Annotated in this window: 9 protein-coding genes; all 9 read right to left on the reverse strand. The window is 31.6% G+C overall.

What is annotated here, in order from left to right:
• Window positions 1-158: 158 nt before the first annotated feature.
• The 9 genes from spoVE to mraZ all read right to left on the reverse strand — a co-directional run bounded on the left by spoVE (window position 159) and on the right by mraZ (window position 12,522).
• Entirely contained in the window at window positions 159-1,283 is a 1,125-nt protein-coding gene (gene spoVE / locus CLOBL_RS06050) for a stage V sporulation protein E (RefSeq protein WP_077858191.1), read from the reverse strand.
• 25 nt (window positions 1,284-1,308) lie between these two features.
• The gene (mraY, locus tag CLOBL_RS06055) at window positions 1,309-2,292 is read right to left on the reverse strand and encodes a phospho-N-acetylmuramoyl-pentapeptide-transferase (RefSeq protein WP_077858192.1); all 984 of its coding nucleotides are present in this window, start codon (window positions 2,290-2,292) and stop codon (window positions 1,309-1,311) included.
• A gap of 200 nt (window positions 2,293-2,492) precedes the next feature.
• On the reverse strand, window positions 2,493-3,857 hold the full coding sequence (murF, locus tag CLOBL_RS06060) for a UDP-N-acetylmuramoyl-tripeptide--D-alanyl-D-alanine ligase (RefSeq protein ID WP_077858193.1): 1,365 nt from the start codon (window positions 3,855-3,857) through the stop codon (window positions 2,493-2,495).
• A gap of 56 nt (window positions 3,858-3,913) precedes the next feature.
• On the reverse strand, window positions 3,914-5,374 hold the full coding sequence (locus tag CLOBL_RS06065) for a UDP-N-acetylmuramoyl-L-alanyl-D-glutamate--2,6-diaminopimelate ligase (protein ID WP_077858194.1): 1,461 nt from the start codon (window positions 5,372-5,374) through the stop codon (window positions 3,914-3,916).
• Between the two features lie 203 nt (window positions 5,375-5,577).
• Window positions 5,578-7,833: a stage V sporulation protein D gene (locus CLOBL_RS06070; RefSeq protein ID WP_077858195.1), complete on the reverse strand. Its 2,256-nt coding sequence runs from the start codon at window positions 7,831-7,833 to the stop codon at window positions 5,578-5,580.
• Between the two features lie 369 nt (window positions 7,834-8,202).
• Window positions 8,203-10,461 (reverse strand): stage V sporulation protein D, encoded by a 2,259-nt coding sequence (locus tag CLOBL_RS06075; protein WP_077858196.1) that lies wholly within the window; start codon window positions 10,459-10,461, stop codon window positions 8,203-8,205.
• Window positions 10,462-10,597: 136 nt separating this feature from the next.
• A complete protein-coding gene (locus tag CLOBL_RS06080) occupies window positions 10,598-11,119 on the reverse strand; it encodes a cell division protein FtsL (protein WP_242953789.1) in 522 nt (173 codons plus the stop codon).
• A 29-nt stretch (window positions 11,120-11,148) separates the two neighbouring features.
• A complete protein-coding gene (rsmH, locus tag CLOBL_RS06085) occupies window positions 11,149-12,081 on the reverse strand; it encodes a 16S rRNA (cytosine(1402)-N(4))-methyltransferase RsmH (protein ID WP_077858198.1) in 933 nt (310 codons plus the stop codon).
• Window positions 12,082-12,093: 12 nt separating this feature from the next.
• A complete protein-coding gene (gene mraZ, locus CLOBL_RS06090) occupies window positions 12,094-12,522 on the reverse strand; it encodes a division/cell wall cluster transcriptional repressor MraZ (protein ID WP_035301804.1) in 429 nt (142 codons plus the stop codon).
• Between the last annotated feature and the right edge of the window lie 864 nt (window positions 12,523-13,386).

Genomic DNA, 13,386 nt, shown 5'->3' on the forward strand with positions numbered 1-13,386 from the left:
AACACTTTAACAAAATATTTTCATCAAATTTTCTAATAGATTTCTATATTTTCTAAAAAAATACAAGACAAAGAATTATTTCTTAGTTCTTTGCCCTGTATAATGAATAAATATTCAATATATAAATTAAATCTATAACTTAATACTAGTATTTTTTATTATTCTCTACCTTCACGCTGCCTTGATATATTTAGAAGCACACCTATTGCCGTCATATTTATTACTAAGGATGATCCACCATAACTAATAAATGGTAGCGGAACTCCTGTAACTGGCATCGAACCTGTTACAACTGCTATGTTTATAAGCGACTGAACAGCTATAACAGATGTTATTCCTATTGCAAGAAGTGTACCATAAGTATCTTTCGCCTTCATTGCTACACTAATCCCTCTCCAAATTAATATTATAAAGAGAGCTATTATGCACAAACACCCTATAAGACCTAATTCTTCACCTATTATTGAGAATATGAAATCATTATGTGGCTCTGGCATATATAAGGTTTTTTGCCTTGATTGACCAAGACCAAGTCCCGTAATCCCTCCTGCACCTAACGCATAAAAAGATTGTATTAATTGATAACCATCTCCTGTTGGATCCTGCCAGGGATTTATGAAATTTAACATTCTTGCTCTTCTGTAATCTGATGAAAAAGTAAAGAAGAGTGCAGCAGCCACTAAGACTGGAGCCACAATTCCAAACAAATGCTTAAGCTTTCCTCCTGCCGCGAAAAGAACAATAAAAGTAACTATCATTATAACCGATGCAATACTTAAGTTTTTTTCTGCAAGTACAATTGCTGCATAAAAACCTGCAACGGCTAAGTAAGGAACTATTCCTGTCGATAAGTTTTTAACTCCTTCTCCTTTTAGCTCTAAACTCATGGCTAAAAATAATACTACAACATATTTTGCAACTTCAGATGGCTGTAAGCTTCCAAACGGTCCAAGTGGAATCCATCTTTGAGCTCCATTAACACCAGTAAAGAGAAACACAGCTAGTAGCAGAGGTATAGTCAATACCATTGCAGGTATTGTAAATCTCTTTATCTTATGATAATCAAAGCTCATTGTAAATAACATAGCGATAACACCAATTATTGCTGATATCAATTGTTTTTTCAGAAAATACATACTGTCATGAACTACAAACATCGCATAATACGAGCTCGCAGAATAAACCATAATTACCCCGATAGAAAGCAGTAAAAGGACAGAGTAAAATACCCCATAATCTATTTCACCCATTTTATTTTTTCTTTTGGACCTAATAACTTTCATACATAAATCCTCCAAATCTAATTAACTAAAGTGCCATAAAACCTATCACACATAAAATCGCTGTAATAATAGAGAATACTGTGACTATCTTTATCTCGCTCCATCCAAGCTGTTCAAAGTGATGGTGTATAGGAGACATCTTAAACACTCTTTTGCCAGTTAACTTAAATGAAGTAACTTGGATTATAACAGATAAAGTTTCAATAACATATATTCCACCTACTATAACTACAAATATCTCCATTTTTAACATTAAAGCTATTGTGCCTATAACTCCACCAAGAGCTAAAGAACCAGTATCTCCCATGAATATTTTCGCTGGGAAAGCGTTGAACCTTAAAAATCCGAGTAAAGCACCAATTAATGCTAACGAAAAAATTGCGATTTCAGTATTTTTTGTTCTAAAACCTACTATTGCAAAAAAAGTTAATACTATTATAGTAACAGAAGTTGCAAGACCATCTATTCCATCTGTTAAATTTACTGCATTTGTTACAGCTGCATAATAAAATACTATAAACGGTATATATAAAATGCCTAAATTTAAAATTCTTGCTTCTCCATTTACAAATGGTATTAAAATATCACTTCCTATTGTTATATATCCATACCATGCTAATGCTAATGAAAATACAACTAATAATATCATCTTTTGTGCTGCTCTTAATCCCAAATTATCTTTATGGATTATCTTTAATATATCATCTAAGAATCCTATAAAGCCAAATGCAAGAAATGAATATAGCATAATCATTTCCTTATTCATAAGCTTTTGTCCCAAAATTAATATTGCAGCAGCTGTTGCAATAAAGAATATAAGTCCTCCCATAGTAGGTGTTCCTGATTTCTTCTGATGGCTTTTAGGTCCTTCTTTTCTAATATTCTGCCCAAATTTTAGTTTATGCAATATCGGTATGAATATTGGCCCAAGTACTATTGCAAATAAAAATCCTATTATTAACGGTGCTAAAATTTTATAATTATTTAATATGTTTACTACTTCCCCCATCTAGTGTTGCCTAAGACATCTAAGTTAAAGTAATCGCAATAACTTTGCAATTATTCTAGTTATATTATCTGAGATATAAACTATACTCCTTATGAAGTATTCTTAACACTGCTTACTCTCCCCCATATACTTATAAATAAACAACAAACAACAATTATTTCTTTAAGATGTCAAACTTAAGGCAAGTCACCTCCTTCGTTTTATTTTACTTCTTCTATATACTTAATTATTTCTTCAAATTTCTCACTTCTAGAAGCCTTTACTAAAATAGTGCTGTCTGCTTCAATTAAATCAACTAATTTTTCCATTAGCTCTTTTTTAGTTTCAAATATCATCGTTCCTTCTTCAAAGCCCTTTTTAAAACACTCTTTAAATTTTCCTGTAGTCAATAAAATGTCTGCTTTTCCTCTTGCAAATTCTCCAACCTTTATATGTGCTTCCGTAGCATAATCTCCAAGCTCACCCATTGTTCCAAGAACCGCAATTTTTTTATTTCCTGAATAATTCTTAAGAACTTCAAGTGCTGCTTTCATAGAGTCAGGATTTGCATTATATGAATCATTTATTATTGTAAAACTATTCTTTTTTATAAATTCAAGCCTCATGGAAGTTGCATTAAAATTCTTTAGACCTTTTTCCATCTCTTCAAAGGTAAGTCCAAAATCTCTGGCTATTTGAATACCTATAAGAGCATTAAGAACATTATGCTCTCCAATCATATTTAAGGCAAATCTATGACTTTCATTATCTTTTGTTATTACATCAAAAGAAGTATCTTCTGATGTTAACTTGATGTTCTTAGCATAGACATCATAACTTTCATCATAACCTATTCTTTGGAGCTTAAACTTATCTGATTCTTTTACCGTCTTAAGCATATCATTTTCACAATTTAATATTAGAGAATTTTTACTTTCAAAAAAATCACTTATACACATCTTCTCTTTAAGTATATTTTCCCTTGTCTTCAAATATTCTATATGTGCAACTCCAATATTAGTTATTGCAGCAACATCTGGAAGTGCGACACTTGCAAGTCTGTTTATTTCACCAAAATTACTCGTCCCCATTTCAAGCACAGCAATATCTATCTCTTTTGATAATTCAAATATCATAAGAGGTAATCCTATTTCATTATTAAAATTTCCTTGAGTCTTAAATACTTTATATTTCCCGCTTAAAAATGCAGCAATCAAATCTTTTGTTGATGTCTTTCCTGTGGATCCAGTTATTCCAACAACTTTAACTCCAAGTTTTTTTCTATAAAACCTTGCTAAATCACTTAACGCTGCTTTAGTATCTTTAACTTTAATAACAGTTCCTATATTATCGCATTCTTTAAAATCAAATTTCACTTCATCGATTACTACTATTGCTGCACCTTTTTCAAACGCATGTATAGCATAATCATTTCCATTAAAATTTCCACCTTTTAATGCAACAAATAAATTATCTTTTTCTATTTTCCTTGTATCTGTAGAGATCCTGTTAAACAAACCTTCATTATTTTTAATTATAATCTCACCATCTACTGCTTTTATTATCTCTTCCAAATTTAAATCCAAGTTTAACACCCCTTATGCTCAGTTTACAGTTTACAATTTACAGTCAGCAGTTTATTTTACCTATTAACTTCATCAAGTATTTCTTTAACAACTTCTCTTTCATCAAAATGTATAGTTTCATTTTTTAAAATTTGATAAGTCTCATGACCTTTTCCTGCAATAACTATTACATCACCTGCTTCTGCAATACTTATAGCTTTTTTTATTGCTTCTTTTCTATTTTCAATTACTATATAACTATCTTTATCAAGGCCAGCTTCAATATCTTTTATAATACCCATAGGCTCTTCACTTCTAGGGTTATCTGAGGTTACTATTGAAATATCTGCAATATCAATTGATATTTTGCCCATTTGCGGCCTTTTCACCGTATCTCTGTCTCCACCACATCCAAATACAGAAATTAACTTTCCTTTAGTAAATCCTTTTGCAGTTTTTAATATGTTTTCAAGCCCATCTGGTGTATGAGCGTAATCTATAATAATTTCATAAGGTAAATTGTATTCTTTAGCTACTCTTTCACATCTGCCTAAGACAACAACATTTTCTATCCCTTTTTTTATTGCTTCTTCATTTATACCTAATTTATAACATGCTGCTATTGATCCTAATGCATTATATATGTTATATTCGCCAGGTATATTTAAGGTAAACTGTTCCTCTTTTTCGAGTTTAAGCTTAAACATAATTTCTCTGCTTCCCATAACTTCATCAAATGCTTTAAAGTCCGAATTATCTTTTACCGAGAATGAATAAATCTTATCAGCATTTAGTTTATTCAAATCTTCAATTACTCTTCCTCCGTAATTATCGTCAACATTAACAATTTTTATTCTAGCTCGTTTGAAAAGTTTAAATTTTGCATTATAATAATTTTCAAAGGTCTTATGAAAATCCAAATGATCTCTTGTTAAATTCGTAAAGATTCCTATTTCAAATTTTACTCCATAAACTCTATCTAACTCTAAAGAATGCGAAGACACCTCCATAACACAATACTCTACACCTTTATTTACCATATCAGAAAATAATTCTTGTAATTCTAAAGATTCTGGAGTTGTTCGTTCAGTATGAATCTTTTCTTTACCTATAAAATTAGCAATAGTTCCAATTAGTCCAACCTTTTTATTGGCTGCTTCTAGAATTTCTTTTATCATAAAGGCTGTAGTAGTTTTTCCATTAGTACCTGTAATACCAATTATCTTCATTTTATCACTAGGATTATCATAATAGTTTGCACCCATAAGCGCCAAAGCTTTTCTAGTGTCAGTGCATTTAATAATAATAATATCCTTATCCTTTATTTCTATACTATCTTGTATTACTACTACCTTTGCTCCATTTTCAATTGCTTTATCAATATATTTATGTCCATCTGTTGCATACCCTTTTATGCACACAAAAACATCCAGGCTCTTAACTTTTCTACTATCATAATTAATTTTATTGATTTCTACATCAATGTTCCCCTGGACTACTTCATAGTCTATTTCCTTTAAAACATTTTTCAAATTCATATTGAATCTCTCCTAACTAATTTGCCTTATGTCTACACTGAAATTTATATTTTATAACAATGCAGAATTTTCCTAAGAAACTAATATGCTAAAAAAATATAGCATGCGAGCATTCCCACATGCTAGTATTTTATCATTTGTCTAATCAACTTTAAATTCTCTCTATATAAAGCTGTTGTAGTTTAAAATTCATAACCACTTTTTTAATCCTTATAATCTGAGCTTAAGGTTAATTTAACAGTTGTTCCTTTAGTAATAACTTCGCCTACTGAAATATCTTGTGATGAAACAGCCCCACTTCCTTTAAAAGAAGCTGTTATTCCAAGATTTTTCAATAAAGTTGTAGCATCGTCTTTTGTATATCCCCTAACATCTGGCATCGCAACATTATTATTATATGTCGCATCACCACTTGTGTAAAGAGTTATTTTTGAGCCTTCCTTAACTGAAGATCCAGGATATGGAGTCATATTTACTACGGTTTCTCCAGCACCATCAATATCGCAATCTAGGCCTACATTTTCCAATGCTTTCTTTGCATCTTGAATTTTCATATTCCTAACTTCTGGAATAATAACATCTTTACTAATTTTCTCCTCATCAGTAGAAGCTTTACTGTTTAGATAGTTAAAAATATCTGTGAATAATGGTTTTGCATATGGTACAGCTACCTGCGCAGCATAATATTTATCGCTGCTAGGTTCATCAACTGTTATCATAATAGTAACCTTAGGATCGCTAGCTGGAGCCATTCCAACAAACGAAGATATATATTTACCTTCCCCATACTTACCATTGACAACTTTTTGAGCAGTACCAGTTTTACCGCCAATATGATATCCATCAATAAACGTCCCTGCTGCTGATCCTCCTGTTACAACTCCTTCAAGATAAGTTCTTAGTTCTGCTGTCTTTTCTTTACTTGCAACTGTAGAAGTTTTAGGCTTAAAAGTTTCATCTATAATATTAACATTATTATCATCGTTATGAGTTACTTCTTTCATTACATGTGGCTGAATAAGTGTTCCTCCATTTGCTATAGCATTGAATGCGGCCATATATTGAACCGAGTTTATGGTGTTAGTTTGTCCAAATGATATCGTTGCAAGGTCTGCTTCTGAAACCTTATCGATTGGCTTAACAATACCAGGTGCCTCACCCGGCAGATCAATTCCACTTTGCTTTCCAAATCCAAATTTATTAATTGTATCATATAACTTTTCTTTACCCAGCATTTGTCCTAATTTTACATATCCAACATTTGATGAATTTTGAAATATTTGAAGCAAATTCTGAGTTCCAAGTCCTTCTTCTGCATCCTTTACAGTAATACCTCCAACTGATATCGAACCATTATCTGTAAATTGTGTATCTCTGTTAACCACATTATTTTCCAGACCAGATATAGTAGTGAATACTTTAAATATAGATCCTGGTTCAAAGGTATCACTCACCAGCCTGTTCCTCCACATCTGCTGCACCTTATCGCTAGTATTTGAGCCCTCAAATTTGTCTGAACCACTATATGGATTATTGGGATCAAAATCTGGCTTATTAACCATAGCTAGAACTTCCCCACTTTTAGGGTCCATAACCAATATTGAAACTGCTTTAGCTTTATTCTCTTCATACGCCTGCTGCGCTATCTTTTCAGCAAAACTTTGAATAGTTTCATCAATAGTTAAGGTCACATCTTTACCATTTATAGGAGCTGTATACTCGGGAGTTGTATAAGGTAAATCTCCATTATTTTTATCAAATTCTGCTATCTTCATTCCAGGAATTCCTGTTAAATAAGAGTTATATTGAAGCTCTACTCCATTTAACCCTTTTCCATCAGGATCAGTAGTTCCTAAAACATGTGATAAAAAGTTATTATTAGGGTAATATCTCTCCGCATCCGCTGAAACTACAATCCCATTTATATTAAGTTCTTTAACTTTGTCTGCCATATCTTTTTCTATTTTACGCACTACTGTAACGGAACTTGCATTAGCACCACTTGGGAGTTTCTTTTCTAAATCAGCTTTTATTTCAGATGCATCCATATTCAAGGTCTTTGCTATTACTGGCGCTATATCATCAGTAGTTAATCCATTACTGCCTGAAGGAATTGGTATCCCTACACTTTTCATATGATCAAGTTCTTTACTCGGAATAGATTTCAATGGCCTTTCTAAATATGCCCGCAAGGAATTTAAGTCAAAATCTACTCTATAAACATTAGCAGATACAGCAAGTTCATTTCCATTTCTATCTAATATCCTTCCTCTTGGAGCAGCTATCTTTACTTCACTCGTCCATTGTTCTTCTGCCATCTTAGAGTAATCCGCACCTTTAACTCCCATAATATACGAAAGTCTAATTATTAATATTGCAAAAACTATTGTTAGTACAAAAGCAATACTCCTCGTTCTCTGACATGTTTTTACTTTATTACCGTACTTTTTCTTCTTCAATTCCGTTCCTCCATTTATCTTCTTTAGAATTAAAATCAATTAAACCTATAAAAATCATTCTCACTTTTAAAATTATTGAAAGTTTTATAGAAACATTTAAACCTGCAAAGAAATTACTGCTAAAAAATATTAGTATGCAAGCATTCTCACATACTATAGATATTAATTTTATAAACTAAATTTATGGCTTGCAGCCTATGTTTTTTGATAAATTAAAGCGATAACAAAATATAGTTACAAGTGACAAATGGCAAGTAATAAGTTTTGGAGATTCATCCTTAGCTTGTCACTTATCTTTTGTCACTTATAACCTTTATAGCATAAGCTAAAAATTACAAGTAATAAATCAAGTTTTTGATTAGATATTTATTAATCTTTATAGTCTGAACTCAAGGTCAATTTAACAGTTGTTCCTTTAGTTATTACTTCTCCCGATGAAATATCTTGAGCTGAAACAGCTCCATTTCCTTCAAAAGTAGCTGTTATTCCAAGATTATTTAGCAAGGACGTAGCATCTTCTTTTGAATATCCTCTAACATCCGGCATTACAACATTATTATCTGCACCGTCACTGTTTGTATGGAGATTTACTTTCGAGCCTTCTTTTACTGAATAACCCGGATATGGAGTAATGCTCATTACTGATTCCCCATCACCATCAATATTAAAATCTAATTTTGCATCTTTTAATACTTTTTCAGCATCTGCTTTCTTCATATTTCTAACTTCTGGAATAACCACATCTCTAGTAATTTGTCCTTCATTTTCATCTGCAAATTTACTATTTAAGTAGCTAAAAATATCTGTAAATAATGGCTTAGCACATGGAACTGCTACTTGAGCTGCATAATATTGTCCATTACTAGGTTCATCAATAGTTATCATAACAGTAACCTTAGGATCATTATAGGGCGCCATTCCAACAAAAGAAGAAATATACTTGCCTTCCTGATATCTTCCATTAATAACCTTTTGGGCAGTACCTGTCTTACCTGCAATATGATAACCCTCAATAAAAGTGCCAGCGCCTGATCCACCCGTAACAACTCCTTCAAGATAAGACCTAAGCTCTGCTGTCTTTTCAGGGCTTGCAACTGTAGTAGTTTTAGGTTTAAAAGTTTCATCTACAATATTTACATTATTTTCATCATTGTGGCTTACCTCTTTCATTACATGTGGTTGAATTAAGGTTCCGCCATTTGCAATGGCATTAAATCCAGCCATATATTGAACTGAATTAACAGTGTTAGTTTGTCCAAATGCAATTGTTGCAAGGTCAGCATCTGAAATCTTATTAAGTGGCTTAACTATACCTTGTGCTTCACCTGGCAAATCAACTCCGCTTACTTTTCCAAAACCAAATTTACTTATAGATGCACTGAGTTTTTCTTTCCCAATCATCTGTCCTAATTCTACAAATCCTACATTACATGAGTTTTTTATAATCTCCGGAAAATTTTGAACTCCATGTCCTCCTGCCTTCCAGCATTTAGGATTAATTCCTCCAACAGATATTGAGCCATTATCTACAAATTGTGTATCTTTATTAACAACATTTTCTTCCAATCCAGTTATTGCTGTAAACACCTTGAATATTGATCCAGGTTCAAAGGTGTCATTTACCAGCCTATTTCTCCACATTTTTTGTAATTTATCACTATCATTGGCTCCTTCAAATTTATCCGCGCCTTCATATGGATTATTCGGATTGAAATCAGGTTTATTAACCATAGCTAATATTTCTCCTGTCTTAGGATCCATAACCAATATTGAAACCGCCTTAGCCTTATTATCTTCATACGCCTGCTCGGCAATTTTCTCAGCAAAGCTTTGAATATTTTCATCTATTGTAAGCTCAACATCTTTACCATTTATAGGTGATGTAAACTGGGATATGGTGTAAGGTAAATCTCTGTTATTTTTATCAAGCTCGGCAATTTTCATTCCGGGAATTCCTGATAAATATGAGTCATATTCAAGTTCAACTCCTGTTAAGCCCTTACCATCAGAATTTGTACTTCCAAGTACATGCGATAAGAAATTATTATTAGGATAATATCTTTTTGTATCCGGAGACACTAACACTCCATTTATATTGAGTGCTTTAACTTTATCAGCTAGATCTTTTTCTATTCTTCTTACAACCTTAGCAGATCCCGCTGCTGCTCCACTTGGAAGTCTTGTTTCTAGATCCTTTTTTATTTCTGTTACATCCATATTTAATGCATTTGCAATTACAGGTGCAATATCATCGGTTGTTAATCCATCATCACCTGATGGGGTTGGGATTCCCACACTTTTCATATGTTCTAGTTCTGTACTCGGAATAGATTTTAATGGCCTCTTTAAATAAGCTCTTATAGAGTTTAAGTCAAAATCTACTCTATAAACATTAGCAGATACAGCAAGTTCTTTTCCATTTCTGTCTAAAATTCTTCCTCTTATAGCATCTATTTTTACTTCACTTGTCCATTGTTCTTCAGCTCTTGCAGAATAATCCGCCCTCTTAACAATCATTATGTAAGAAAGCCTAATAATTAATATTGTAAAAACCAAGGTTAATGTAAAAGCTGTAATACTCATCCTCTGACGCATTTTTGCTCTATCTTTATAATTTTTCTTTTTCAATACCTGTTTCCTCCATGTACTTTCTTTTAGTTAAAAGCTTTCAAAGTTCTTATGACCTTTTCACCTTTGTTCTTTTCTAGTACATAGAATACTATTTCTATCTTATGTTTCAGTTTTTTAGAGAAAATTAATTGAATTATTTAATAAAACTAATTATTTTAGAAAATAAGCCTTCCCCTTTTGTATTGCTTTCAGAACTTTTAGTTTTTATATCCTTAAAATAATCTTGTGAAAAGTCAATTTTCACTGTGTCATTTTTACTTGGAACAAACATAGACAGCTTGCTTTCTGCATTTGTCTCCACATTATTTAAGGAAGAATACTTTAGTATTTTTACTTTTAGTGCTTCATTTTCCTCTTCAGTTTGACTGATTTGAGAATTTACAGTATTCAAACTTTTTTCAATATCATAAACTTTGTTATCTCCAGAAATAGTTATAAAGCCTAATGTAACAATTATTCCTGCTATAGTAAGTAAATACTTTCTATCATTTGCTCTCTGCTTTTTTTCTAATAGAAGTTTACTATCAATTTTTCTCTTTCTTTGTATCTGCTTATATTTCTTATCTGGTTTACTTACAACTTTACGTTTTCTTTCTGGGGCTAATACCGTATTTCCTCTTATATAATCATATTCTCTTCTCGCCAATTTATTCACATCCCAACTCATTTATAACATAATAATAATTATACCTTCTCAATTACCCTAAGCTTAGCGCTCCTACTCCTTGGATTTTCTTCAATCTCTTTATCAGTTGGAGCTATTCCTTTTTTTGATATACTCTTAACTAATGGTTTTTTCCCACAAATACAAATCGGAAATTCTTTAGGACATGTACATGGATTTTCCAATTCTCTAAATTTAAGTTTGACTATTCTATCTTCTAATGAATGGAAGGTTATAATTGCCATTCTTCCACCCTTGCTTAACCTGTTCACACCATCTTCTATTGTTTTATTTAATATCTTTAGTTCTGAATTTACTTCTATTCTTATAGCCTGGAAAGTCCTCTTAGCCGGATGAGGTCCTTCTCTTCTCATTTTAGCTGGAATTGCTGCTTTAATGAGATCCACTAATTCAAAAGTTGTCTCTATAGGCTTTTCCGTTCTTCTAGTAACTATAAAATTTGCAATTCTTTTAGCAAACCTTTCTTCACCATAGTTTTTTATTATTTTATATAAATCCTCTTCGCTATAATCATTTACAATGTCATAAGCTGAGAAATCATTATCTCTGTTCATTCTCATATCTAATGGTGCATCCTGCATGTAACTAAAGCCTCTTGATGCTTCATCAAGCTGATACGATGAAACTCCAAGATCCATTAAAATTCCATCTACCTTGTCAATATCTAGTTCATTTAAAACACTATCTATATTGTAAAAATTGCTATGAACATATCTTACGTTTCCAAATTCTTTGAGTTTTTCTTTAGCTGCAGCAAGCGCATCTTTGTCTTGGTCTATACCAATCAGCATTCCATCCTGCGATATATGTTTTAATATATGCGATGAATGCCCTGCACCTCCTAATGTACAATCAACATAAATACCATTTTCCTTTATGTCTAAAGCTTCTATACATTCATTTAATAATACTGAAACATGTTTAAATTCCATTTTTTAATCTCCTTATATTCCTAAATCATTCATTTTTTCTGCTATTGAATCAAAATCTATACTTGATTCATTGTATTCATTCCACTTTTCTCTGCTCCATATTTCTACTCTAGATAATACTCCAATACTTACTATGTCCTTTTCTATACCTGCATATTCCTTTAAATTTTGTGGAATTAATCCTCTTCCTTGTTTGTCTAATTCAATTTCACAAGCTCCAGAAAAAAAGAACCGTACAAAAGCTCTCGCATCTTTGTTAGTTAAAGGCAAAGTTTTTAATTTATTCTCCAATATTTCCCATTCTTCAAGTGGGTATGCATAGAGGCACCCATCAAGACCCTTGGTAATAACAAACTTATTACCTAGTCCATCTCTAAGTTTAGCCGGAACAATTATTCTATTTTTAGGATCTAGGGCATGTTGATATTCCCCTATAAACATCATTCTCAGCTCCTACTTTAAAAATTGCATCTTCACTCCACTTTTAAGCCACTTCACTCCACTTTTAACCACTTTCTTAATATTATTCTATATAAACGCGTTATTTCCTTCTAAAAAATAAAATTTTTTTTAATGCATATACGCAAAATAATTAAAAACTTTCATATTAAGGTTAAATTTCATCGTTTTCCAACATAGCTCCAAGTATATAATTATGTTATAAAAAGCAAAAAATGCTTCAAAAACATACTTTTTATGTTTTTGAAGCAACCTTTTCATATAAATTGTTCTATTATTAAGCTAATATAATTTATCTCCTAATTCCTGCTGAGTCATGCCTTTTTCTTTTCTAAGATCACAAACAAAATCACCGAATTTCTCTTTATCCATACAACGTTCCTCCATATTCAGCATACTTTAAATATATTGCATATCATATGTAAAAGCAATCTACTAATAGTAGATACTGATAACATTTTAGTTTTTACAATAGAAGACGAGCCTAAAATTAGAATGCTCGAGTATTATGGTAAAACAATTAATGCTGCCAAAACACATACTGGCGCAATAAGATATTCTATTTAAAATAATTTAGTAAAACAAGAGAAAGGATCACAAATTTATTATTACCTTCATCAAGATAATCAGTTTATTACAACGTTGCTTTCTTATCGAAATTAAATAATTAATTTTTTGAAAGATACGATTCTACATCTTAGTTAAATCTATAAATTATTTCTCTACAGATAAGCAAATTCTTCACTTAATTTATAATATAGATGTGTCTATTATGTATTTGCTTAATTTTATGTGTATGCCTTAACCAGAAATAACATACATTTTTTATGGAACAGGCATTTGAAA

The sequence above is a fragment of the Clostridium sp. BL-8 genome, from assembly GCF_002006495.1.
GTDB lineage: Bacteria > Bacillota > Clostridia > Clostridiales > Clostridiaceae > Clostridium.